We start from the raw sequence: 24,346 nt of genomic DNA on the forward strand, positions 1-24,346 counted from the left end.
GGTCGCATCCCGCTCCGGCGACGCCCTCCACACTGCGGCGCAACGGCCATCCCGGCCGTGAAGGAGCGCCCCATGACCCTACCGCCCCGCCGTTTCCGCCCCCTCGCCTGCCTCCTTGCCACCGCCCTGCTGGCGCTGTCCTCGGGCCCCCTGGCTGCCGCACCGGGTGCACCGGGCGATCTGCTGTCTGCTGCCCCCTATCGCGCGTCATGGGTGCCGTCCAAGGCTGCGCAGGCCTACAAGCTCCACTACCGCACCCCGGATCTTCGCGGCCAGCTGGCCGAAGGCACCGGCCTGCTGTACCTGCCCGCCGGCGCGGCTCCAGCGGGCGGCTGGCCGGTGGTGTCCTGGGCACATGGCACCCAGGGCATCGCCGATCGCTGCGCGCCCTCGGTGTCCGGCCCCTACCAACCCGAACGCGACGGGCGCTTCCTCGATCAGTTCCTGGCCCAGGGCTATGCGGTCGTCGCCGCGGACTACCAGGGGCTCGGCAGCCCCGGCGAGCATGCCTATCTGCATGTGCGCACGGCCGCCCGCAATGCCATCGACCTGGTCAAGGCCAGCCGCCAGTATCTGGGCAACGCAACGCTGTCGCCGCGCTGGGTCTCGGTTGGTCATTCACAGGGTGGCGCTGCAGCCCTCACAGCCGGGCATCTGGCGCCCACCTATGGTGGTCCTTCCCTTCACTACCGTGGCAGCTTCACCACCGGCACGCCTACCGCCGTCGAGCTGACCGCGCTGGTGATGAAGCCCGACAACCGCACCGCCAATCCTGGCGCGCTCAACGCGTATCACGCGTATCTGCTCGACGGTCTGTTGCAGGTTGCGCCACAGATCGACCGCGTCCTCAGCGACACCGGTCGCGCCCGCGTGGCAGTGGCACGCGAGCAGTGCCTGGGCGAACTGGCCACCACGCTGGACGGTGCGGATACCGGCAGCATGTTCACTGCACCGCTGACCAGCGTGCCGGGCATCTGGGCGGTGCTGTACGACTATCTCGGTGTACCGCGCCGCGGCTTCAGCCAACCGCTGATGCTGGGCCACGGCAGCGAGGACCGGGATGTGCCCTATCTGACCACCCTGCTATATGCCGCAGGCCTGGCCCTGCGAGGCGAGCCGGTCGCGTTCCGGCGTTACCCGGTCGACCACCGCGGCACGCTGGATGCGGCGGCGGCGGATGGCCTGGCGTTTGTGCGGGCACGGCTGGGGGACGGACGCTTCAACGACGCTGCGGAAACCGCCAGCCTCGAACAACTGCTTGAGGACGCCCAGTAGAGCCACGCCATGCGTGCATACGCGGTATGCGGGTTGCCGGCCAGCGGCCGGCACTACCGAACGCAGTAGATCCACGCCATGCGTGGATGCGCGCTATACGGGTTGCCGGCCAGCGGCCGGCACTACCGAACGGAGTAGAGCCACGCCATGCGTGGATACGCGGTATGCGGGGTTGCCGGCCAGCGGCCGGCACTACCCGCCAACCGCAGCTTCAGCCCTTGTAACCGTTGCTGATCGGGTAACGACGCTCGCGGCCAAATGCCCGGCGCGAGACCTTCGGCCCCGGCGCGGCCTGGTGCCGCTTCCACTCGCTGATGCGCACCAGGCGCAGCACCCGGTCGACCACGGCAGCGTCGTAACCGGCCGCAACGATCTCCGTGCGCGACTGCTCCTGGTCGATGTAGCGATACAGGATGCCGTCCAGCACGTCATAGGCCGGCAGCGAATCCTGGTCCAGCTGGTTCTCGCGCAGCTCGGCCGACGGCGGGCGGCTGATCACGGCCGGCGGGATCACCGGCGCGCCGCCCACGGTGTTGCGCCACTTGGACAGCCCGAACACTTCGGTCTTGTACAGGTCCTTCAGCGGCGCATAGCCACCGCACATGTCGCCGTAGATGGTGGCGTAACCCACCGCGTATTCGCTTTTGTTGCCGGTGGTCAGCAACAGGCCACCGAACTTGTTGGCCAGCGCCATCAGGATCACGCCACGGCTGCGCGACTGCAGGTTCTCTTCGGTCACGTCCGGCGCAGTGCCTTCGAACATCGGCGCCAGCGATTCCATCAGGCCCTTGAACGCCGGCTCGATCGATACCGCCTCCAGCTTCACGCCCAGTGCCTGGCACTGTTCGGCGGCCAGGTCGTTGGACAGGCCCGCGGTATAGCGCGACGGCAACCGCACGGCGGTGACGTTTTCCGCGCCCATCGCGTCCACGGCCATGGCCAGCACCAGCGCCGAATCGATGCCGCCGGACAAGCCCAGCCACACCTTCTTGAAGCCGTTCTTGCGGCAGTAGTCCTGGATGCCACGGGTCACTGCGCGCCAGGCCAGCGCGTCCATGCTCTCGTCGCCATCGTCCATCCACACGTGCGGCATGAAACGGCGGGTTTCACCGTCGTACTCCACCACCAGCCACTGGTCGACGAAGGCGGCGGCGGCCGGGTGCACGGTACCGTCGCCATCGGCCACTACCGAGGCGCCGTCGAACACCAGCGCGTCCTGGCCACCGACCACGTTGAGGTAGGCGATCGCCGCCCCGCTCTCACGGGTGCGTGCGGCCAGCACTGCATCGCGCTGGGCATGCTTGCCACGCTCGTAGGGCGAGGCATTCGGCACCACCACCAGCTGCGCACCGGCGCGCACGGTGTCGGCCAGCGGCTCGGCGAACCACAGGTCCTCGCAGATCAGCAGGCCGACCGGAATGCCGTTGACCTCGAACACGCAGCTGCCGCCATCCGGATCGACATCGAAGTAGCGGCGCTCGTCGAACACCGCGTAGTTGGGCAGCTCGCGCTTGCGGTAGGTCTGCTCGACCAGGCCGTCACGCAGCACGCTGGCGGCGTTGTAGACCACCGCACCGGCCGCCTGCGGCCAACCGACCACGGCGGTGATGCCACGGCAGGCAGCAGCGATGCGGGCCATCGCCTGCTCGCACTCGTACAGGAAGCCCGGGCGCAGCAGCAGGTCTTCCGGCGGATAACCACTCACCGCCAGCTCGGGGAACATCACCAGCTCGGCGCCGTACTCGTCGCGCGCCTGGCCGATCATCTCGATGATGCGCTCGGTGTTGCCGGCGACATCGCCGACCGGGAAGTCGAACTGCGCCATCGCGATGCGGATCGAAGCCATGGGAATCCAGCCTGTGGTTGCAATGTGCCCATTGTAGCGCTGCGCCATGCGCGCGCCGGGCGCGCTCACTGCGTGGACAGCCCCGGCTCAGTAGATCCACGCCATGCATGAATGGGCTTTCCTGGATGGCCGGGCACCAGACGCAGAAAGGCCGCCCGGAGGCGGCCTTTCTGTTTGAAGCAAGAGCGTCAGTCGAGCATGGCTCGACTCTACACAAGCGGTCTTATTTGACCAGCTTGGCGATGGCAGCGCCCAGGTCGCCCGGCGAGCGGACGGTGACAACACCGGCAGCTTCCATGGCGGCGAACTTGCCTTCAGCAGTGCCCTTGCCGCCCGAGGCGATCGCACCGGCGTGGCCCATGCGCTTGCCGGCCGGAGCCGACGCACCGGCGATGAAGCCGACGACCGGCTTCTTCACGTGGTTCTTGATGTACTCGGCGCCGGCTTCTTCAGCGTCACCGCCGATTTCGCCAACCATGATGATGCCTTCGGTCTGCGGGTCTTCGTTGAACAGCTTCAGGCAGTCGACGAAGTTCAGGCCGTTGATCGGGTCACCACCGATGCCGATGCAGGTGGACTGGCCCAGGCCGACTTCGGTGGTCTGCTTGACCGCTTCATAGGTCAAGGTGCCCGAACGCGACACGATGCCGATCTTGCCCGGCTGGTGGATGTGGCCCGGCATGATGCCGATCTTGCACTCACCCGGGGTGATGACGCCCGGGCAGTTCGGCCCGATCAGCACGGTGTCCGGATGCGAACGGGTCAGCACGTTCTTGACGCGCAGCATGTCCAGCACCGGGATGCCTTCGGTGATGCAGACGATGACCTTGATGCCGGCAGCAGCGGCTTCCAGGATCGCGTCGGCCGCGTACGGCGGCGGCACGTAGATGACCGAAGCGTTGGCGCCGGTGCTCTGCACGGCGTCGGCAACGGTGTTGAAGACCGGCAGGTCGATGTGGGTGGTGCCACCCTTGCCCGGGGTCACGCCGCCAACAACCTGGGTGCCGTACTCGATCATCTGAGTGGCGTGGAAGGTGCCCTGCTGGCCGGTGAAGCCCTGCACGATCACCTTGGTGTTCTTGTTAATCAAAACAGACATGGGAATTCCTTGGTGTCGAATCAGGCAGCGTTCTTGACAGCTTCAACGATCTTCTTGGCGCCATCGTTGATGTTGTCAGCCGGGATGATGGCCATACCGCTGTCACGCAGCAGCTGCTTGCCTTCTTCCACGTTGGTGCCTTCCAGGCGCACCACGACCGGAACCTTGACGCCCACTTCCTTCACGGCGGCGATGATGCCTTCGGCAATCATGTCGCAGCGGACGATGCCGCCGAAGATGTTGACGAAGATGCCTTCGACCTTGTCCGAGGACAGGATCAGCTTGAACGCTTCGATGACGCGCTGCTTGTTGGCACCGCCGCCCACGTCCAGGAAGTTCGCCGGCTCGCCGCCGTTGAGCTTGATGACGTCCATGGTGGCCATGGCCAGGCCTGCGCCGTTGACCATGCAGCCGATGTTGCCGTCCATGGTGACGTAGTTGATGTCCAGCTCCGAAGCGATCACTTCGGTCGGATCTTCCTGGGTCTTGTCGCGCATGGCGACCAGGGCCTTCTGACGGAACGCGGCGTTGTCGTCGCTGTCGAACTTTCCGTCCAGCGCGTACAGGTTGCCGTCGTCCAGGATGGCCAGCGGGTTGATTTCAACCAGGGCCAGGTCCTTTTCGTTGAACAGGCGGTACAGGTTCACCATGATGCTGGCGAACTGGCCGGCCTGCTTGGCGGTCAGGCCCAGCTTGAAGCCGAAATCACGGCCGTGGTAACCCTGCACGCCTTCGACGAAGTCGACGTTCAGCGAGTGGATCAGCTCCGGGGTTTCAGCGGCGACCTGCTCGATCTCCACGCCGCCTTCCGAAGAGGCGATGTAGGTGATGGTCTTGGTGCCACGGTCAACCAGCACCGACAGGTACAGTTCCTTGACGATCTCGCCGGCGGTGGTCACCAGCACCAGGTTGACCGGCAGTTCAACGCCAGCGGTCTGGTAGGTGGCCATCTTGGTGCCGAGCATCTTGGCCGCAGCGGCCTTCACGTCGTCGGTGGTCTTGCAGAACTTGACGCCGCCAGCCTTGCCGCGGCCGCCAGCGTGGATCTGCGCCTTGACCATCCAGGGGCCCTGGCCCAGGGAGTTGGCAGCGGCAACCGCTTCGTCCGGGGTCGCAGCGACCTTGCCGGCCGGGACCGGGATGCCGTACTCGGCAAGCAGTTGTTTTGACTGGTATTCGTGGAAATTCATGCGTCACCGTGGGAATAGGAACGACCGCACGCAATTCCTCAGGGCCCCGGCGGGGCGCCGGCATGGACCGCGGCGGGCCCACTATTGTGGCCGAGCCAGCGCCGGGGCGCAAAGAAGTCTGTACAAAACGCCACACCCGGCCAGATTTCCACCGCCATTCAGGCAGTTGCGCCCGGGCCGGCGCTGACCACCGGTATCCACGGCAGGCCAAATGCGCGATCCGGGCGGCTCCGGCGGCGTCCTGCCGGGGGCCCTATACTGGTCAACCAAGGTGTGTAGTGTCGGGCTTGCCCGGCGGCTTCCACCGCAGGCCACATAGAAGCGACGAACCCGCCCGGCTTCAGGGGATGCCAGGCAGGGCCGCCGCAGATTCCAGACCCAGGCAGCCAGAAGGGGAGTTCCGGCGTGTCACCCAGTGCTTCATTGATCGACCGCATCGAATCGATTCCGCGGCGTGAGCTGTACTTCTTCGCGCTGTACCGGGTGCTGATCGCCGCGGTCATCGCCGGCCTGCTCTACAGCCCCCTGTCCGGCATGGTCGGCGAGGCCCATCACCCGCGTCTGGCCGATACCGTCGCGGCGATCTATCTGCTGCTGTCGCTGCTGGCCCTGGCGATCGGCCGCAACGAACGCTGGCTGCGCCCGATCGTGGTCAGCAGCGTGCTGGTGGACATCATCGCCGCCACCCTGCTGGCGCATGCCCTGCCCGGTGCCAGCGCCGGCATCTCGATGTCGCTGCTGTTCAACATCGCCGCTGCCGCCACCCTGCTGCCGCTGAGCTGGGGCCTGGGCCTGGCGGTCGCTGCCAGCCTGGCCACCGGTACCGAATACCTCTGGAAGGTGCTCGAAGGCGGTGACCCCACCCGCACGCTGGCCGAGCTGGCCATGTTCGCCACCAGCTACCTGGCGCTGGCCTTCATCAGCTACCAGGTGGGCAACCGCGCGCGCCGCAACCAGCAGCTGGCCAACCAGCGCGGCGACGAAGTGGCCAACCTGTTCCAGATCAACGAACTGATCATCCGCCGCATGCGCACCGGCGTGCTGGTGGTGGACGCCGACAACCGCATCACCCTGGCCAATGAAGCGGCCTCGATGCTGCTCGGCGACAACGACGGCATCGGTGAGACGGGACGCCTGGATCTGGCCAGTGCCGCGCCGGAACTGGCGCGCCGCCTGCAGCGCTGGCGCAACGGCTGGGCCCAGGACGAACTGCCGCTGCAGCTCAACCCCGACCAGCCGGAAGTGCAACCGCGGTTCGCCCGCCTGCTGGCCGGCAGCGAACTGGCGCTGGTATTCCTGGACGACTCCAGCGTGGTCTCGCGGCGCGCCGAATCGCTCACCCTGTCGGCGATGGGCCGCTTCTCGGCCAGCCTCGCCCACGAGATCCGCAATCCGCTGGCGGCGATCAACTACGCCGTGCAGCTGCTGGAGGAAGGCACCGGTTTCAACGAAAGCGACCGCCGCCTGCTGCAGATCATCCGCCAGCAATGCCAGCGCACCAACGGCATCGTCGAGAGCGTGCTGGGGCTGGCACGGCGCGAGCGCGCCACGCCCGAGAACGTCGACCTGGTCGCCTTCGTGCGCCGCTTCGTGCTGGAGTACAAGCAGGGCCAGACGCTGGAAACCGACAGCATCGAACCGATCATCAGCGACACGGCGGTGATGGCGCAGGTCGACAGCAAACACCTGCACCAGGTGCTCACCGTGCTGGTGCACAACGCACTGAAGTACGGCCGCATCGGCCAGCAGCCGGCGCGCGTGCGCCTGCGCGTGGCGCAGCACGAGCGCAGCGCGGTGATCGACGTGATGGACCGTGGCCCCGGCATTCCCGAGAGCGTGGCCGCACAGCTGTTCCGCCCGTTCTTCACTACCTCCGAGCACGGCACCGGGCTGGGCCTGTATATCGCCCGCGAGTTGTGCCGCGCCAACCAGGCACGGCTCGACTACATCCCGGTGCCCGCCGGCGGCTCCTGCTTCCGCCTGGTGCTGCCTGGCCCGCACACGCTGTTGCCCACCTGATTCCAATTCTGTGCGTCAAACATTTGTCGCTTCCAGCCCCCTCGTTTATCTTTCACGCCCATGAACGAAACCCGCAGCGCCCTCGTCGTCGACGATGAACGCGACATCCGCGAACTGCTGGTACTGACCCTCGGCCGCATGGGGCTGCGCATCAGTACCGCCGCCAACCTGGCCGAAGCGCGCGAGCTGCTGGCCAGCAACCCGTACGACCTGTGCATCACCGACATGCGCCTTCCGGATGGCAACGGCATCGAGCTGGTCAGCGAGATCGCCCAGCACTACCCGCGCACGCCGGTGGCGATGATCACCGCCTTCGGCAGCATGGACCTGGCCGTGGAAGCGCTGAAGGCCGGCGCCTTCGACTTCGTCAGCAAGCCGGTGGACATCTCGGTGCTGCGCGGCCTGGTCAAGCACGCGCTGGAACTCAACAACACCGAACGCCCTGCGCCCGGCCCCGCCACCGAACAGGCTGCACGCCTGCTCGGCGCTTCGCCGGCCATGGACGTACTGCGCACCACCATCGGCAAGGTCGCGCGCAGCCAGGCACCGGTCTACATCCTCGGTGAATCGGGCGTGGGCAAGGAACTGGTCGCGCGCACCATCCACGCCCAGGGCGCGCGTGCGGCTGGTCCGTTCGTGCCGGTCAACTGCGGTGCCATTCCCGGCGAGCTGATGGAGAGCGAGTTCTTCGGCCATCGCAAAGGCAGCTTCAGCGGCGCCCATGCCGACAAGCCGGGCCTGTTCCAGGCTGCACACGGCGGCACCCTGTTCCTGGACGAAGTGGCCGAGCTGCCGCTGCAGATGCAGGTGAAGCTGCTGCGCGCGATCCAGGAAAAGTCGGTGCGTGCGGTCGGTGCGGCCAACGAAGAACCGGTGGACGTGCGCATTCTCTCGGCCACGCACCGCGACCTGGCCGAGCTGGTCGAGGACGGGCGCTTCCGCCACGACCTGTATTACCGCATCAACGTGATTGAACTGAAGGTGCCGCCGCTGCGCGAGCGCCGCCAGGACCTGCCGGAACTGGCTGCCGCCGTGCTGGCGCGGCTGGCCCGCAGCCACGGCCGTGCCACACCGCTGCTGGCGCCGTCCGCGCTGGAAGCGCTGGCCCACTACGCGTTCCCGGGCAATGTGCGCGAGCTGGAGAACATTCTGGAGCGCGCGCTGGCACTGGCCGAAGAAGACCGCATCGGTGCCGACGACCTGCGCCTGCCGCAGCACGCCCCGCGAGCGCCCGGCGGCGCTGCTCCCGCCGAAGCCGTGGCCGACCTGCAGCCGGGCGGTGCCGCCCTGCCCTCGTACATCGAGCAGCTGGAACGCAGCGCCATCCAGCGCGCGCTGGAAGAGAACCGCTGGAACAAGACCCGCACGGCCGCGCAGCTGGGGATTACCTTCCGCGCGCTGCGCTACAAGCTGAAGAAGCTGGGGATGGAGTAAGGGCCGAACGGCCCTGGTAGGCGCCAACCTTGGTTGGCGTGCGCCGCCGCGTCATCCACGCATAGCGTGGATCTACCTCAATCCTTGGTAACGCGATTGATCTCGGCCAGGCTGGTCACACCCGCTGCCGCCTTCTTCAACGCCGACTGCCGCAGGTCATTCACCCCGATCTGCTGCGCCGCCTCGGCAATCTGCAGTGCGTTGCCGCCGGCCAGCACGATCGTGGCGATCTCATCGGTCATCGGCATCACCTGGTAGATACCGGTTCGGCCCTTGTAGCCCTCGGTGCACTCATCGCAGCCCACCGCCTCGTACAACTGGATGCCCGCATCCAGCTGCGCCTGGGTGAAGCCCTCGGCCAGCAGCGCGTGCTCCGGCAGGTTCGCCGGTCGCTTGCAGTTGCCGCACAACCGGCGTGCCAGGCGCTGGGCGATCACCAGCGTCACCGAGCTGGTGATGTTGTACGGCGCGATACCCATGTTCATCAGACGCGCGATGGTCTGCGGCGCATCGTTGGTATGCAGCGTGGACAGCACCATGTGGCCGGTTTGCGCCGCCTTGATCGCAATCTCGGCCGTCTCCAGGTCGCGGATTTCGCCGACCATGATGATGTCCGGATCCTGTCGCAGGAACGAGCGCAGTGCCGCAGCGAAGGTCATGCCGCGCTTGTTGTTCTGCTGCACCTGGTTGACGCCGGGCAAGCGGATTTCCACCGGGTCTTCGGCGGTGGAGATGTTGCGCGTCTCATCGTTGAGGATGCCCAGCGCGGTATACAGCGACACCGTCTTGCCCGAGCCGGTCGGGCCGGTCACCAGCACCATCCCATAGGGCTTGTGGATGGCGTCGTGGAACAGCTTCTGCTGGTCCGGCTCGTAGCCCAGCTTGTCGATGCCCAGCTTGGCCGCGCTGCCATCCAGGATACGCAGCACCACCTTTTCACCGAACAGGGTCGGCAGCGTGCTGACGCGGAAATCGATCTGCTTGGTCTTGGACAGGTTCAGCTTGATGCGCCCGTCCTGCGGCACGCGCTTCTCGGCGATATCCAGCTGGGCCATCACCTTCAGGCGCGCGGCGATGCGCTGGTTCAACTTCACCGGCGCGCGCGCCACCATCTTCAGCAGACCGTCGATGCGCAGGCGCACGCGGTAATCGTCTTCGTAGGGCTCGAAGTGGATGTCCGATGCGCCCTTGCGGATGGCATCGACCAGCACCTTGTTGACGAACTTCACCACCGGGGTGTCGTCGCTCTTGGCGTCAATGCCGGAGTCGCCGCTGCTGGCGCCGAGATCTTCGTCACCGGCCGCGACATCCAGGTTGCCCATGCCCTCGTCATCGCCACCCAGTGCGTTGCCGATGGCATCGTGGCTGGCGTGCCACTGCTCGAGCGTGCGGCGGATCTGATCCTCGTCGACCAGGATCGGCTCGACCACCAGGTTGGTGTGGAACTTGATCTCGTCCAGCGAGTGGGTCGGGTTGCTGGTGCCGACGAACAGCTTGCCACCGCGCTTGAACAGCGGCAGCACGTTGTGCTTGCGCAGCAGCTCCTCGCTGACCAGGCTCATCGCGTTCTGGCCGGCGTCGAAGGTGGACACGTCGAACAGCGGCATGCCGAACTCGACCGCGTTGGCGGCGGCCAGCTGCGAGGCATTGACCAGCTTGTTCTGCGCGAACCACGTGGGCAGTGGCTGGCGGGCGGCCGCGGCCTTGGCCATGGCGTCGCGGGCGGTGGCCTCGTCCAGGGCCCCGTCCTGCACCAGGCGACGGGCCAGGCCGGTGATGCCGACAAGATTGGCGGTGGTGACAGCGTTCATATGAATCCTTGGCTCATGGGGTCATGCAGTGCCGTACGCCTTGCACGGACACCGCACGGGGCAGCAGAACCCGCCGCGACCCAACGGCCAACGGCATCGCCAATCCATGAGCAACACGGCCTCGCCTGGCACTCCCTACCCGGCACGCACGATCCTGACTCCCCCGGTGATGATAGCCCCGTCAAGGGTCGGCCAGCATCCCATCAGAGCGCAGAAGTGTGATCAGCAGCCGGTCGGGCGATAGCGCGCTTCGAACGCGCTGCCGTCGCAGCTCCAGATGCCCTCGGCCGAGCGGCGCAGGATCAGGTCCTTGCCTTCCAGCGCACTGTGTCCTTTCAAGGTGCAGCTGATATGGCCGACGCCGGAGTCGCTGAGTTCGGCTTCCACGTTCGAGCAGTGGGCGTTCTGGGCGCCGCCGATGAACTCGGGGGTGACCTCGCCGGCGGAGCGGCCCTGATATACGACCGTCTCCACCAGTGTCTTTCCGGGACTGATATCCGCCAGCGCGGCTGTCAGCTGGGTACGGATGATGTAAGGCTGAAATACTACTGTCGCGATGGCCGCCAGAATGGCGATGATGGCCACCACGATCATCAGTTCGATGAGCGTGAAGCCCTTCTGCGTGTTCATGACTCCCCCTGTTTGATCCAGCAATCCCCATTGCTGTGTGCTGACTGGGTTTTCTTGTCCCGGTCAGCACAAAGCCCGCCGAAGCGGGCCTTGTGTTTGCTTTCGGAAGTTCGAGGACATCAAGTCCCCGCTCATCCTAGCCCAACTCGATTAGTTGCAACCGGCCGGAGCATACTTCGGCTTGATGTCATCGACCTTGCAGGTGAAGCCACCGGCCTTGGTGATCTTGCCATCCGCATCGACAGTAGCCTCAGCATATGCAAGCTGCAGCTTGGAGGCACTACCAATGCGACCGGGGTCACGAATAGTGCAGGTCATGCCGGTTTCGGCGACAGTAATTTCGCTGCAGCTGCCGGTGTTATCAGCCTGGAAACCTGCCGTTTCCAGCGTCGGCTTGTTGCCGTTGCTGACTTCCATCTCGAACTGGGTCTTGTGCGAGGCCAGGTCGGCCAGCGCAGCGGTGACCTTCGACTTCGAGGTGTAGTCCTGGTAAGCCGGCAGTGCGATGGCGGCCAGGATGGCGATGATCGCGACGACGATCATCAGTTCGATAAGGGTGAAGCCCTTCTGGTTCTTCATTGGTACATCCCCAAGATAGTGGTGGTTGAGTTCAGTGCACGGGATCGGACCGGACAGCGCCGGTTGAGCGGGCCCCGTACCCTGCGGGTGGATCAACGCAGGTTGCGTGCCAACCCCGGCACGCCTCCCCCTGGATTTCCCCGCGCCCATGATGGCAGCAATTTCGTGGATGGGAACCCCCCGCATCCGAATCTGCGATGGACGCGGCAATGTGACGCAGTGCGTCACCTTTGGCCGGCACCCGGCACGAAATCGCATTCCGGGCGCCCCACCAACTGCCCATCCGGCCTTGAACCCGCTACCATCGATGGCTAGTTACCCGCCTGGGGATGGCGGGTCTTGGGGAGCCAACATGTCTGTCAGTCGCAGTGCGATCAAGAAAGAACCGGTGGCGCGCGCCACCATGGAACTGCAGCCGTTTGTCTGGGAGGGGACCGACAAGCGGGGCGTGAAGATGAAGGGCGAGCAGTTGGCCAAGAACGCCAACCTGCTGCGTGCCGAGCTGCGCCGCCAGGGCATCAATCCGGGTCAGGTCAAGCCGAAGTCGAAACCGTTGTTCGGCGCCGCCGGCAGCCCGGTCAAGCCCAAGGACATCGCCTTCTTCAGCCGGCAGATGGCCACGATGATGAAGTCCGGCGTGCCGATCGTGTCATCACTGGACATCATTGCCAGCGGGCACAAGAACCCGCGCATGAAGAAGCTGGTGGACACCATCCGCACCGATATCGAGGGCGGTTCCTCGATGCATGAGGCCATCAGCAAGCACCCGGTGCAGTTCGACGAGCTGTACCGCAACCTGGTGCGGGCCGGTGAAGGCGCCGGCGTGCTGGAAACCGTGTTGGACACGGTGGCCACCTACAAGGAAAACATCGAAGCGCTGAAGGGCAAGATCAAGAAGGCGTTGTTCTACCCGATCATGGTGGTGGTGGTGGCGATGCTGGTCAGCGGCATCATGCTGGTGTTCGTGGTGCCGCAGTTCGAGGACGTGTTCAAGAGTTTCGGCGCCGAGCTGCCCGCCTTCACCCAGCTGGTGGTGAACCTCTCGAGATTCATGGTGTCGTGGTGGTGGCTGATGCTGCTGGTTGCGATCGGTACGGCGGTCGGTCTGGTCATGGCCTACAAACGCTCGCCGAAGATGCAGCATGCGATGGACCGGTTCGTGCTGAAGGTGCCGGTGATCGGGCAGATCATGCACAACAGCGCCATCGCCCGCTTCTCGCGCACCACGGCGGTGACCTTCAAGGCCGGCGTGCCGCTGGTGGAGGCCCTGGGCATCGTGGCTGGCGCCACCGGCAACACCGTGTACGAAGAGGCGGTGCTGCGCATGCGCGACGACGTCTCGGTGGGCTACCCGGTGAACATGTCGATGAAGCAGACCAACCTGTTCCCGCACATGGTCATCCAGATGACCGGCATCGGCGAAGAGGCCGGCGCCCTGGACGCCATGCTGTTCAAGGTGGCCGAGTACTATGAGCAAGAGGTCAACAACTCGGTGGATGCCCTGAGCAGCCTGCTGGAGCCGATGATCATGGTGTTCATTGGTACCATTGTGGGCGGCATGGTGATCGCGATGTACCTGCCCATCTTCAAACTCGGCGCCGTCGTCGGCTAAAGGTATCAATGGCATTTCTCGACCAGCACCCCGGCCTCGGCTACCCCGCCGCGGCCGCCCTGGGACTGCTGCTGGGCAGTTTCCTGAACGTGGTCATCCTGCGGCTGCCCAAGCGGCTGGAGTGGCAGTGGAAGCGCGATGCGCGCGAAGTCCTGGAGGAACCGGACTTCTATGAACCACCCCCACCGGGGATCGTGGTGGAGCCGTCGCACTGCCCGCACTGCAAGCACAAGCTGAGCTGGTACGAGAACATCCCGCTGTTCAGCTGGATCATCCAGGGTGGCAAGTGCCGCCACTGCAAGGCGCCCATCTCGCTGCAGTACCCGCTGGTGGAGGCGCTGACCTCGGTGCTGGTGCTGGCCTGCGTCTGGCAGTTCGGCTTCGGCTGGCAGGGCTTCGGCGCCATCGTGCTGACCTGCTTCCTGATCGCCCTGTCCGGCATCGACCTGCGCACTCAGTTGCTACCCGACCAGTTGACCCTGCCGCTGATGTGGCTGGGGCTGATAGGCAGCATCGACAACCTGTACATGCCAGCCAAGCCCGCCCTGGTGGGTGCGGCGGTGGGGTACCTGTCGCTGTGGACGGTCTGGTGGCTGTTCAAGCAGCTGACCGGCAAGGAAGGCATGGGCCACGGCGACTTCAAGCTGCTGGCGGCACTGGGCGCCTGGTGTGGCCTGAAGGGGATCCTGCCGATCATCCTGCTGTCGTCGGTGCTGGGCGCCATCATCGGCTCGATCTGGCTGTACAGCCGCGGCCGTGACCGCGCCACGCCCATCCCGTTCGGGCCGTACCTGGCCATCGCCGGCTGGCTGTACTTCATGTGGGGTGCGCCACTGGTGGAGCAGTACCTGGTGATGAGCGGGCTGCGCTGAGGGGAGTCCCCATGAGCCGCTATGTGGTTGGCCTGACCGGAGGCATCGCCTCCGGCAAGAGCGAGGTGACCCGGCGCTTTGAGGCGCTGGGGATCGTGGTGGCCGACGCCGATCTGGCCGCACGGGCCGTGGTGGCTGCCGGCAGCCCGGCGCTGGCCCGTATCGCCGAGCGTTTCGGCGCCGACATGCTGCTGGCCGATGGCAGCCTGGACCGGGGGCGCCTGCGCGCCCACGTGTTTGCCGACCCGGCCGAGCGGACGGCGCTGGAAGCCATCACCCACCCCGCCATCCGCCTGCTGATGCAACAGCAGTGCGAGCAGGCTGAGGGCCCCTATGCGATTGCCGCGATTCCGCTGCTGACCGAGGTGGGCGGGCGGAAAGCCTACCCGTGGCTGGACCGGGTGTTGCTGGTGGATGCGCCCGAAGCCGTGCAGCATGCGCGGCTGATGCAGCGCGATGGCATTGATGCCGCGCTGGCCGACCGGATGATTGCTGCGCAGGCCAGCCGCGCACAGCGGTTGGCGCTGGCCGATGACGTGGTGGTCAATGATGGGCAGCCGGAGGACCTGCAGGTGCAGGTGGAACAGCTGCATGCGCGGTATCTGGGGTTGGCCGGGGGTTGAGGCCTGGTTGCCGGCCAGCGGCCGGCACTACCGAAGTGCATCCACGCATGGCGTGGATCTACACGCGCGGGGCGCGGCAGCGATCACGGTGGTGGCACAAGCGACACAGGGCGCGATGCAAGGTCGGCGGGGTTCGTGCCGACCAAGGTCGGCACCCACCAAAGCAGGGGCCCTTACAACGGCTTCGGCGAGAACGTCAGGGTGGCGATCACGCCACGCTGGCCGCCGGGGCGCACGCTTACCTGCCAGCCGTACAGGTCGCACAGGCGGCTGACGATCGACAGGCCGATGCCGCCGCCCTGCGAGTGGCCGGCATGCGTGCCGCGGTAGCCACGCTGGAACAGCTTGGCCGCGTCTTCCTCGCTCAGGCCCGGGCCACTGTCGGTTACCGACACCGAGTTCGTGCCGACGAACACGCGTACCTCGCCGTCCTGCGAGTACTTCACGGCGTTGCCGATCAGGTTGCCCAGTGCCACCGACAGCGCCGCCTCGGGCGCGTCGATCACCAGATTGCGCTCACCTTCCAGCAGCAGCTCCAGCGGCTTGCCACCCAGCTGCGCACGGTGTGCGTCCAGCAGCTGCTCGGCCACGCGGGCGACGTTGCTGGTGCCCTGCCCGCGCTCGTTGCGCGACAGCAGCAGCAGTGCGCCGATCAGATCGCTGCACTGCTGTTCGGCGCGCTGGATGCGCTGCAGGCGCTGCAGCACCTTTTCGTCCAGGCCGGGCCGGGTCAGCAGCAGCTCGGTGGCGCCACGGATCACTGCCAGCGGCGTGCGCAGCTCATGGCTGACGTCTGCATTGAATTCACGGTCGCGCTGCACCACTTCGGTCAGCCGCGAGGAATAGTCGTCCAGCGCCTGGGCCAGCTGCCCCACTTCGTCGTCGGGGAAGCGTGGCGCCAACGGCTCGGGATCACTGGTGCCGCCGCGATAGGCACGCAGCCGCGCGGCCAGATCCGACACCGGCTTCATCACCTTCGAGGCCGACCACCAGCCCAGCACCAGCGACAGCACGCTGAACACCAGCACCGACAGCACCAGCGCGCGGTTGAGCTGCTTGCCGCCGCGCACGCTGTCGGTCATGTCATAGGCGAGGAAGAACCAGGCGTCGGGCGTCTTGCGTACGGCCAGCTTGTAGGAGTACGGCTCGCCGTGCTCATCGCCGCTGACGCTGTGGATGCCATCGGAGAAGCCCGCCCACTGCGCGCGCTCTTCGCGCACCCGGTCGAACTTGTCCTTCGAATAGGCATAGGCCTTGATCTGCAGCACCGGTGCGTCCGGGTTATGCCCGGGGTGCTCGTAATAGCGGCGCGCATACTCGTCGATGTTGCGGTTCATCAGCTCTTCCACCAGCTGGTTTTCCACGCGCAGGCGGGCCCAGTTGGTGGCGAACGCGAACAGTGTCGTCAGGCAGAAGCCCAACAACACGAACGAAACGATGATGCGGCTGCGCAGGCGCCGCCGATAAGGCGTGCGCCGGCGCTCCCCCTTGGTTGCCACCGAATCAGGCTTCCGGGGTGGCGATGCGGTATCCGATGCCATGGCGGGTCTGGATCAGCGGCACTTCAAACGGCTTGTCGACCACCGCACGCAGGCCATGGATGTGCACCCGCAGGGAATCCGAATCGGGCAGTTCTTCACCCCACACCCTGGTTTCCAGCTCCTGGCGGGTCACCACGGCCGGGGCCGCTTCCATCAGCGCCTGCAGGATCTTCAGCGCGGTCGGGTTGAGCTGCAGCAGCTTGCCCTGGCGGCGCACTTCCAGCGTATCCAGGTTGTATTCCAGATCGCCTGTTTCCAGCACGCGGGTCTGCACGCCCTTGCCGCGTCGCGACAGGGCGTTCAGACGCACTTCCACTTCCTGCAGCGCGAACGGCTTGATCAGGTAGTCGTCCGCGCCGGAATCGAAGCCGGCCAGCTTGTTGTCCAGCGAATCGCGGGCGGTGAGCATCAGTACCGGGGTCTGCTTGCGCGCTTCATTGCGCAACTTGCGGCAGACCTCGATGCCGTCCATGCCTGGCAGATTGAGATCCAGCACGATCGCGTCGAACTCGTGCACCACGGCCAGGTGCAGACCGGTAACCCCGTCAGCCGCGAAGTCCACGGTGTGGCCCCGGTCCTCCAGGTAGTCGCCCAGGTTGGCCGCAATGTCGCTGTTGTCTTCGATTACCAGGATTCTCACTGTCACCTCTAATTTACGAATTTGCCGATGCGCTGGGCCTGGCCCATATCACGCTGTGCCTTGTCCTTCCGCCGGGCGCGCTCGGCAACGGTAGTGCACTGCGTCGTGGACCGGTTCGAACCCGTGGCCTTTTCACGTTGGCATATTAGACGACTATCTTCACGTGCCTGTGTCAAAACCGTGTTCACGATCTGCTGGTCGTTGAAGACATCGGTTCGTACCTGTTCAGGCATGGAATCGCGGTCAGGATGCTGCTCGACGGCCGTACGCATGCGCACCAGCGCCTCGCGTACACGGCTGCGGTCGGTCTGCTTCAGTTCGCTGTAGGTCTCGCCATCGTTGAGTTCGATTTCGATGCGCTCGATCTGCTGCTGCAGCGGCTTGCCGGGGATAAAGACCTCACCGGACTGGTTCGATGCAGAGGCGGCGGTGGCCAGGGTCAGGCCCGAGATCAGGACCGCCGACAACAGGAGGGACTTCATGACAAACGAATCCTTGTTTGAGTTGAGTGTTGACTGTATTCGCACCACCTTCACGCCAGCAAGTGCCATGCGCAGGGGCATCGGACAGCCTAGTGGTTGGTGGCGGGGTTGAAGTTGTTGAAGGTGCGCTGGTCGTTGAGCAGGGCCTTGCCCTTTTCCTCGATCCGGCGGCGCTCGGCCACGGTCAGGCAGCGGCTTTTAGGCATGTTGCTGCCGGTGGTGCGGGTGTGCTGGCAGATCTGGCGGCTGTCCTCGTGGGCGCGGACAAGAACGGTATTGATACGCTCCTGGTCGTTGAAGACCTCCGCCTGGACCTGCGGCGGGAGCTCCTGAAGCGTGCGGTGGTCGCCCATGCGCTGGGTGATGCGCGCCAGTGCCTGCTGCACCTGGGCGCGGTCATCAGCGGAAATCTCGCTGTACTCGCCGTCATCGAGGGCCTTCTCAACCCGCCGGACCTGCTCGGCCACCGGTGCCTGCCCGTCCATCTGTATGGCGGTCTTCTCCGGCTTGGCGGAGACAGCACCAGACAGCCCCAGCAACAACGCGATCATCGTGATGCGGTACATCGCCAGCCTCCGGATCCATCCAGGAACGATGGGCGCCACTCTACGGCCGTCACGCTGCCTCCACAAGGGACTTCCGGCGGCATAAAAAAGACCCAGGCGGTGCCCCGCCTGGGTCTGAAGTCGTATCCCGATACCGATCCTGCTGAGAGGCAGAGCTGCGGTTCGCTGAAGGCTACGCCGACGCCGATTAAAGGCGTGTTAAAGCCGGCCTCATTTGCCCATGAGAATTTCAAGTCATTGATTAATCAAGGCTTTTTTATCTTCTCGACGTGCTCGATGATACGCGTGGCCACATCCACCCCGCAGGCGGCTTCGATGCCTTCCAGCCCTGGCGTGGAGTTGACCTCCAGCACCAGCGGGCCACGCGCGGAGCGGATCAGGTCCACGCCACAGACCGACAAGCCCAGCGCCTTGGCCGAACGCACCGCCACCTGCTGTTCGGCGCGGCTGGCCTTGGCCGCCACCGCGGTGCCGCCGGCATGCAGGTTGGAGCGGAAGTCACCTTCCGGCGCCTGGCGCTGCATCGACGCCACCACCTGGTCACCGACCACGAAGCAGCGCAGGTCGGCGCCCTTGGCTTCGCCGATGAACTCCTGCATCAGGAAGTTGGCGTACAGGCCCCGCAGGGCCTCGACGATGCCACGCGAAGCGCTGGCCTTCTCGGTGAGGATCACGCCCCGTCCCTGGGTGCCCTCGTTGAGCTTCACCACGTGCGGCGGCGGGCCGAGCATCGACAACAGGTCGACGGTGTCATCGGGGTTGTCGCCGAACACGGTGACCGGCATGTCGATGCCCTTGGCTGCCAGCAACTGGTGCGCGCGCAGCTTGTCGCGCGAACGCAGGATCGCATCGGACGGGTTGGGAGTGCGCGCGCCCATCAGCTCGAACTGGCGCAGCACGGCGGTGCCATAGCGGGTGATCGAGGCGCCGATGCGCGGGATGACCATGTCCACGCCGGTCATCGGCCGGCCCTTGTAGTGCATCGAAAAACCATCGGCGGCGATGCGCATGTAGCAGCGCAGCGGGTCGAGGATGCGAACGGTGTGGCCGCGCGCGCGGGCCGCCTCGACCAGCCGGCGGGTGGAGTACAGGGAGCTGTTGCGGGACAGGATGGCGAGCTTCATCGCGGCAGGATCGGACGGCAGGCGCGCAGCATAGCGCGGGCGTGTGGCGGGTGGATGATGCCGTGCGGCGTGGCTTGGCCGGCAGCAGCCGGCACACTGCGCGGACCTGTTCAGTGCGCATGGAGCGGCCGATGACGATCACCGTGTTTCCGCGATTTTCCGAAGTGGACGTGCTTGGCCACGTCACCAACACCGCCCTGCCCGTCTGGTTCGAGGAGGGTCGCCAGGAGATCTTCCGCCACTTCAGCCAGGAGGCCAGCATGCGTGACCTGACGCTGATCCTGCGCCGCTACGAGATCGACTTCCTGCAGCAGATCCAGGCCGGCCATGAGGTGCGCATCGAGACCCGCATCGAAGCCATCGGCCGCTCCTCGCTGTCGATCGTGCAGCAGGCGTTCCAGTTCGAGGCCCTGGTGGCCAGCGGGCGCTGCGTGATGGTGCATTTCGACTACACAACCAACGCCTCGCGCGCCATCGATGCAGAGCAGCGCCGGGCATTGTCAGGGCTGTTTACCGAGGAGTATGCGCAACAGGTGCAGGCGGCAGGCGCATGAGCCATACGGAAGTCCGGTCATCCGCACCCGGTACTGCCCGCAGCCCATTTCTTCAGCTTTTCCAGCGCTTTCCCGGCCTGCATCGACGACGCATGCCGGAACCTCCCTGTTTGATTCGACGCAGTCTAACCTGTGACTGAGGGCCGCTGATCCGCGCGGGGCAGGCGCAGCGAGAAGCCCCCATCGCGGACACGCACGGCCAATGCGGTTTCCCGCCATTCCACAGGCAGCGCCAATGCCGTGTGTGGCGTGGGGACGCGTGTGATCGCCTCGAACGTCCAGTGTTCCTCATAGGCTTCGCAGCGAAGCGTTCCGTCATCGCCGACCGCGATCACATCGATCCAGGCCCCACTCCGGGTCTTGCCGCTGCCGCCCATCGCACGGCGGCCAATGGCCTGCCAACGCCCCTGCCAGTGGACGAGCCATACGCCCTCGATGGGACGCAGATCCCCATCAAGCACGCTGCCCGCCACCACCACGCATCGTCCGGACGGGCTGGCAATGACCGTCTCCAGATCGCAGGCGTGACGGTCACTGGGCTCGCCATCAAGACAGAGCGCGTACGGGCAGATGCGCGCGAACAAGGTCGGATGCGCAGTCAGGCGCAGGTCGTCGGGAAGCAGCGGGATGGCCTGCAGCACCCGGGCATCAGGCAGGACATGCCGCAACACCTGCGGCACCCCGGCGGCCAGCGCCGGATGCTCCTGTTCCAGCCATAGACCCCGGCAGGGGCGCAGCGTGGTCGATCGACTGGGAATATCCCGCAACCACATCGCGGCTTCGGCATCCCCGCCAAGCTGCCGGCGCTCGTGCAGCTCCTGCCAGAACAGGCTGGGAACAATCGCCAGCAGGTGCATCACCCTCTTGTCCGCTTCGTCGTAGACGATCACCGCTTCGCTGCGATCACTGTAGCCACTGGCCACACGCAGCGCGCTGCCCGCCAGCGCCAGCCACTCGCCGCTGGCATCGTGGCTGCCTGCGGTGGATACGCCCTCGACAATGGCGCCATCGCGCAGCATCAGGGTGCCGTAGGCCGGGCCGCCCATGCCCAGCTCGCCCCAATCCAACAGCACATCATGCGTGGGGGGCCGGGGCGCGAAGGGCAGCTTCGCCCGCGAGCGCAGCAGTGCGCCCCCTACGGCATCGCCGACCAGATCGAAGTGCTGCAGCACGCCGCCCAGGGCAAGACATGCGGCCAGGCCAACGACCACACCCCAAGGCGACCACCACACCACGCAGATCGCTACCCATATCAGGAACGGTAGCCATTGGGTGAAGCGGCGGAGGGCGATTCGATCAACGGTCATGCAGGCTGGGCGGCGGCGACTGTGCACCATTCAAACCTTCAACGCTGTGCCAGGCAATGGGGTTCGAACCGGCAATGCCGCTAGACTCTCGCTGATGATGGAATCGATGACTGCCGTGAATCGCCGGAATCTGCTGCAGGACATGCTGCCGCGATGGAGAGCACTGGCCAAGGCCCCGGGCCAGCCGCGCCGCACGCTTCGCCTGCCGGGTTGGCAGGCGGACTGGAACGCAGGCATGGCCTTGCTTGCACGCCATGCGCGCAATGGCGGTGAATCTGTGGAGGAATCGCTGCAGGGACATGCGGCCCTGGAGCATGCCTACGGCTGGGAGACGGTTGCACAGACCGGCAGCAACCTGCTGCTGAAAGGCATCGACCGCGGCTTCGCCCCCACGGCGTTGCAGCAGATGCATGCCGACGTAGCAGATCTCTGGCTCGAGCATGCGCGTTTGCTGGCCCTTGCCCGGGACAGCCTGCAACAGCAAGGCCACGACATCGCGCTGGCTGCGTCGTTGCAATCGCGTACAACGCAGCACTACGAATACGCACTGCAGCTGTTGTCACTGGGCGTGCTGCTGGATGCGCAGGAACGCCTGCCGGCGCTGGTGGAGAAGGTGCTCTGTTTCGACACCGACCGCGTGCTGGACTACCTCAGCGCGCCGGCGCTGGGCCTGGTGGAAGCCAGTGATGAGGTCTTTCATCCGCGACCGTTCGCCGAGCTGTTCGCGCCGCTGCGCGACGGTGAAGCGTTCGACCCTTCACTGCTGGCCGGCTACCTGCAGGTGCAGTACCGCGACTTCTTCCTGCTGCCGCCAAAGGCTCAGAAGCGGACCCGGCGCCTGATCGGGCCGAACGCGTGGGGCTACTGGGCATTTGAAGTGGCTGCGCTGGTGGTGCTGTATGGCGGTGACGACGCCACGCTACGCACCTGCCCCCACTACCCTTCCGACCTGGTGGACTTCGCCCGGCGTTGAGTCAGGCACCCGGCAGGCCGGAAACACCGCCGAATCGATTCTCTTCCTCGTTGCCCGGCAGAAGCATGACCGGGAAGAGGACGAACACACCCAACGGGATGAAGGCGATCACGACGTACCAGCCGGACTCGTCGATGTCGTGCAGTCGTCGAACGGCCAGGGCCAGCATGGGCGGAAGGAGGACGATGACCGCGCAGACCGTCATGACCCACCCCAGCGTCCGGAACGGCTCGAAGACCTCCCCATCGAGCAGCACGGTGCCCGTCAGCCAGTATCCGCCGTCCATCAAGGTGTAGCCCACTGCCACCACAAGGGCAGCAGACAGGGAGTACGACCAGAACTCCTTCCGGTTGGATCGTCCTGAAAAATCAAAGCAACGCCTGATGGGCAAAAGTGCGGCGATCATTCGCGCTCCGGGCAGCGGACGATGGGAGGCAAGGGTTAACGATCTTTTAGCATCCCCAAGCCCAGCACCAACTGAACCCTGCGACCCGGCGGACCCGGCAGACAGCGGAGGTTGCAGGAGCCAGCGTCGACGATTCGAACACGATTGCAATGCGCCTTGTAAACAAGTCACTTGGGCTGCGGTTCGGAGAAGCCACAGTCCAACGCATTGAAGAGAGAAATCAGGGCGCTGCAGCCACACGCTGGACTTCGGCGTGGTTCAACGATTGCGCCGCGTCTGCCTGGGGGGAGTACCTTGGAGACATGGAGCGGGCGATAGGAATCGAACCCACGTCAGCAGCTTGGGAAGCTCGTCATGACCCCCTACGCTTCAATGGCTTACCTATGATTTCCGCTCTGCAATGTGCCGCGCTGCAGATTCACTTTTACCGAGAGAAACGCAGTATCCGCAGCAATTGCGGAGTGCGCTCGGGCCCCTGAGACGAAACGCTGCATCTGCTGAATCTCTGCCCTCACCCACGCTTTACTGGCGTCCTTCGGAAGGGGCTTGGTCGTCGACGGCTTGGCCGGCGCGGCGCTGCTCAGGCGCAGAGGGTTTTAGCGGCCATCACCCCAGCTTCGACAATATTCGCCTCACAATAAAATAGCCCCTTTATACAGGGGCTATTCCAGCGGCCAGTACAATCAGCGAATCAGATACTGTACATGGCATGTCTTGGCCGCGCCGGCACCGCTGCAAGTAATTGCCTGCACGGAGCCAGAGGATGGACCAGACGAAGTCATCGTTGCACCAAGGCCATGCAGGTGCGTGACCATTTGTGCAAGGTTCTCCCCGTTGTAGTCCGTCCACTCCCCCTGCACCTGCTGAATATCGGAAGGAATCAATTGACCTGCGGCAGTACGCTCACTACCTACTTCGCTCTGACCGTTCTGATACTCAAGATTCACAATAACCGTAACGTAGGATCCATCTTTGAACACAATCCGCATCAACAGTCGAGCTTGATCGCGAAGTCCTGTGTAGTTGGTCACGTGCTGGAGAAGATCAGACATCGCTGTCAAAACGTTGGCACCAACAATCTTTGTGATTACACCAGTACTGCCAGCTGCTGACTCTACCATCGCGCGCAAGTTGTGATCACCGACGTAGTCATAGGCGGTCTTGCCCGAGGCACTTGGGTTCAGACCCAAAACATCAACTGGAACGATATAAGTGGGCCGTAGGGTGCCGCCGCCCTCCACCATTACCTGGTGCGCACGCTTAACCTCCTCGACTGCTCCTGACGGTGGCGTCTGACGCTGCACCACAGGACCCGCAGCACGGGGAACAACGCCACCACCTCCACCTCCACCTCCAGTGCTGTCGTATCCGATGTAGTACTGCTGGATCAAATTGGCGGATACGTTATAAACAAGATGTGTTCCCGCACCTAGCCTTATTGCTTCATTGCGGAAATCAAGGTCCCTAGTACATGTATCGCAACGAACAGCTTTCGCCTCAACATCGGGAGCGAAAGAAATGAATCCCACCAGCGCAAGAAGCCCAGCAAAACAGCCCTTCAACACGACCTTCTCCTTGGCAACAATGCGATTTCCGTCACTTCCGAAGTAGACCGCCAAGCCTGCGTCTCTCTACAGTGACCAACCGATACTACCTCGACTGGACTGATCGCGCATCCAAGCAATCGGCGCCATTTCTCGTCCTCAGACGCAACCTCATGCATCAACATTCCCTCGCCGATGCTACGGCACAGCCTCTGATAC

Annotated in this window: 22 protein-coding genes; 8 read left to right on the forward strand and 14 right to left on the reverse strand. The window is 65.0% G+C overall.

Going from position 1 to position 24,346, the window contains the following annotated elements:
• Nucleotides 1–72: 72 nt before the first annotated feature.
• Nucleotides 73–1,275: a lipase family protein gene (locus tag AC5O77_RS09760; RefSeq protein ID WP_478057723.1), complete on the forward strand. Its 1,203-nt coding sequence runs from the start codon at nt 73–75 to the stop codon at nt 1,273–1,275.
• A gap of 211 nt (nt 1,276–1,486) precedes the next feature.
• On the opposite strand, the gene AC5O77_RS09765 is transcribed toward AC5O77_RS09760, so the two are convergent.
• The 3 genes from AC5O77_RS09765 to sucC form a co-directional block, all read right to left on the reverse strand.
• Nucleotides 1,487–3,121, reverse strand: a complete 1,635-nt coding sequence (locus AC5O77_RS09765; RefSeq protein WP_100437657.1) for an NAD+ synthase — start codon at nt 3,119–3,121, stop codon at nt 1,487–1,489.
• Nucleotides 3,122–3,344: 223 nt separating this feature from the next.
• Nucleotides 3,345–4,220, reverse strand: a complete 876-nt coding sequence (sucD, locus tag AC5O77_RS09770) for a succinate--CoA ligase subunit alpha (RefSeq protein WP_005410793.1) — start codon at nt 4,218–4,220, stop codon at nt 3,345–3,347.
• 20 nt (nt 4,221–4,240) lie between these two features.
• Nucleotides 4,241–5,410 (reverse strand): ADP-forming succinate--CoA ligase subunit beta, encoded by a 1,170-nt coding sequence (sucC, locus tag AC5O77_RS09775; RefSeq protein WP_004154430.1) that lies wholly within the window; start codon nt 5,408–5,410, stop codon nt 4,241–4,243.
• A gap of 405 nt (nt 5,411–5,815) precedes the next feature.
• Between sucC and AC5O77_RS09780 the strand changes: the two genes are divergently transcribed.
• Both AC5O77_RS09780 and AC5O77_RS09785 read left to right on the forward strand, forming a co-directional pair.
• Nucleotides 5,816–7,429, forward strand: coding sequence for a sensor histidine kinase (locus AC5O77_RS09780; protein WP_494506745.1), 1,614 nt, complete (start codon nt 5,816–5,818; stop codon nt 7,427–7,429).
• A gap of 60 nt (nt 7,430–7,489) precedes the next feature.
• On the forward strand, nt 7,490–8,863 hold the full coding sequence (locus tag AC5O77_RS09785; RefSeq protein ID WP_032128822.1) for a sigma-54-dependent transcriptional regulator: 1,374 nt from the start codon (nt 7,490–7,492) through the stop codon (nt 8,861–8,863).
• A gap of 77 nt (nt 8,864–8,940) precedes the next feature.
• On the opposite strand, the gene pilB is transcribed toward AC5O77_RS09785, so the two are convergent.
• The 3 genes from pilB to AC5O77_RS09800 form a co-directional block, all read right to left on the reverse strand.
• Nucleotides 8,941–10,674, reverse strand: a complete 1,734-nt coding sequence (gene pilB, locus AC5O77_RS09790) for a type IV-A pilus assembly ATPase PilB (RefSeq protein ID WP_494506746.1) — start codon at nt 10,672–10,674, stop codon at nt 8,941–8,943.
• Between the two features lie 222 nt (nt 10,675–10,896).
• Nucleotides 10,897–11,304 (reverse strand): pilin, encoded by a 408-nt coding sequence (locus AC5O77_RS09795; protein ID WP_494506747.1) that lies wholly within the window; start codon nt 11,302–11,304, stop codon nt 10,897–10,899.
• A gap of 150 nt (nt 11,305–11,454) precedes the next feature.
• Nucleotides 11,455–11,883: a pilin gene (locus AC5O77_RS09800; RefSeq protein ID WP_494506748.1), complete on the reverse strand. Its 429-nt coding sequence runs from the start codon at nt 11,881–11,883 to the stop codon at nt 11,455–11,457.
• A gap of 352 nt (nt 11,884–12,235) precedes the next feature.
• On the opposite strand from AC5O77_RS09800, the gene AC5O77_RS09805 reads away from it, so the two are divergent.
• From AC5O77_RS09805 to coaE, 3 genes are read left to right on the forward strand one after another with little or no spacing between them, the layout of a single operon-like run.
• On the forward strand, nt 12,236–13,495 hold the full coding sequence (locus tag AC5O77_RS09805) for a type II secretion system F family protein (RefSeq protein ID WP_494506749.1): 1,260 nt from the start codon (nt 12,236–12,238) through the stop codon (nt 13,493–13,495).
• 8 nt (nt 13,496–13,503) lie between these two features.
• Nucleotides 13,504–14,367: a prepilin peptidase gene (locus AC5O77_RS09810; protein WP_032128827.1), complete on the forward strand. Its 864-nt coding sequence runs from the start codon at nt 13,504–13,506 to the stop codon at nt 14,365–14,367.
• An 11-nt stretch (nt 14,368–14,378) separates the two neighbouring features.
• Nucleotides 14,379–14,990, forward strand: coding sequence for a dephospho-CoA kinase (coaE, locus tag AC5O77_RS09815; protein ID WP_478057708.1), 612 nt, complete (start codon nt 14,379–14,381; stop codon nt 14,988–14,990).
• A gap of 173 nt (nt 14,991–15,163) precedes the next feature.
• On the opposite strand, the gene AC5O77_RS09820 is transcribed toward coaE, so the two are convergent.
• The 5 genes from AC5O77_RS09820 to rimK all read right to left on the reverse strand — a co-directional run bounded on the left by AC5O77_RS09820 (nt 15,164) and on the right by rimK (nt 19,343).
• Nucleotides 15,164–16,531, reverse strand: a complete 1,368-nt coding sequence (locus tag AC5O77_RS09820; protein WP_032128829.1) for a sensor histidine kinase — start codon at nt 16,529–16,531, stop codon at nt 15,164–15,166.
• Nucleotides 16,494–17,171, reverse strand: a complete 678-nt coding sequence (locus AC5O77_RS09825; protein WP_005410804.1) for a response regulator transcription factor — start codon at nt 17,169–17,171, stop codon at nt 16,494–16,496. The genes AC5O77_RS09820 and AC5O77_RS09825 overlap by 38 nt, the downstream gene beginning before the upstream one ends.
• Nucleotides 17,172–17,179: 8 nt before the next feature.
• Nucleotides 17,180–17,653 (reverse strand): hypothetical protein, encoded by a 474-nt coding sequence (locus AC5O77_RS09830; protein WP_049463500.1) that lies wholly within the window; start codon nt 17,651–17,653, stop codon nt 17,180–17,182.
• Between the two features lie 89 nt (nt 17,654–17,742).
• The gene (locus AC5O77_RS09835; RefSeq protein ID WP_010481495.1) at nt 17,743–18,219 is read right to left on the reverse strand and encodes a hypothetical protein; all 477 of its coding nucleotides are present in this window, start codon (nt 18,217–18,219) and stop codon (nt 17,743–17,745) included.
• A 245-nt stretch (nt 18,220–18,464) separates the two neighbouring features.
• A complete protein-coding gene (rimK, locus tag AC5O77_RS09840) occupies nt 18,465–19,343 on the reverse strand; it encodes a 30S ribosomal protein S6--L-glutamate ligase (RefSeq protein WP_005418651.1) in 879 nt (292 codons plus the stop codon).
• A gap of 131 nt (nt 19,344–19,474) precedes the next feature.
• Between rimK and AC5O77_RS09845 the strand changes: the two genes are divergently transcribed.
• Nucleotides 19,475–19,897 (forward strand): acyl-CoA thioesterase, encoded by a 423-nt coding sequence (locus AC5O77_RS09845; protein ID WP_478057707.1) that lies wholly within the window; start codon nt 19,475–19,477, stop codon nt 19,895–19,897.
• 125 nt (nt 19,898–20,022) lie between these two features.
• Here AC5O77_RS09845 and AC5O77_RS09850 read toward each other — a convergent pair whose 3' ends face one another.
• Nucleotides 20,023–21,204: a hypothetical protein gene (locus AC5O77_RS09850; RefSeq protein ID WP_478057706.1), complete on the reverse strand. Its 1,182-nt coding sequence runs from the start codon at nt 21,202–21,204 to the stop codon at nt 20,023–20,025.
• 106 nt (nt 21,205–21,310) lie between these two features.
• On the opposite strand from AC5O77_RS09850, the gene AC5O77_RS09855 reads away from it, so the two are divergent.
• Entirely contained in the window at nt 21,311–22,177 is an 867-nt protein-coding gene (locus tag AC5O77_RS09855) for a PoNe immunity protein domain-containing protein (protein ID WP_494506750.1), read from the forward strand.
• A 1-nt stretch (nt 22,178) separates the two neighbouring features.
• Here the strand turns inward: AC5O77_RS09855 and AC5O77_RS09860 are convergent, their stop codons facing one another.
• Nucleotides 22,179–22,583: a DUF805 domain-containing protein gene (locus AC5O77_RS09860; protein ID WP_494506751.1), complete on the reverse strand. Its 405-nt coding sequence runs from the start codon at nt 22,581–22,583 to the stop codon at nt 22,179–22,181.
• Nucleotides 22,584–23,266: 683 nt separating this feature from the next.
• The gene (locus AC5O77_RS09865; protein WP_494506752.1) at nt 23,267–24,202 is read right to left on the reverse strand and encodes a hypothetical protein; all 936 of its coding nucleotides are present in this window, start codon (nt 24,200–24,202) and stop codon (nt 23,267–23,269) included.
• Between the last annotated feature and the right edge of the window lie 144 nt (nt 24,203–24,346).

The sequence above is a fragment of the Stenotrophomonas sp. INTA L402-1 genome (assembly GCF_059295135.1).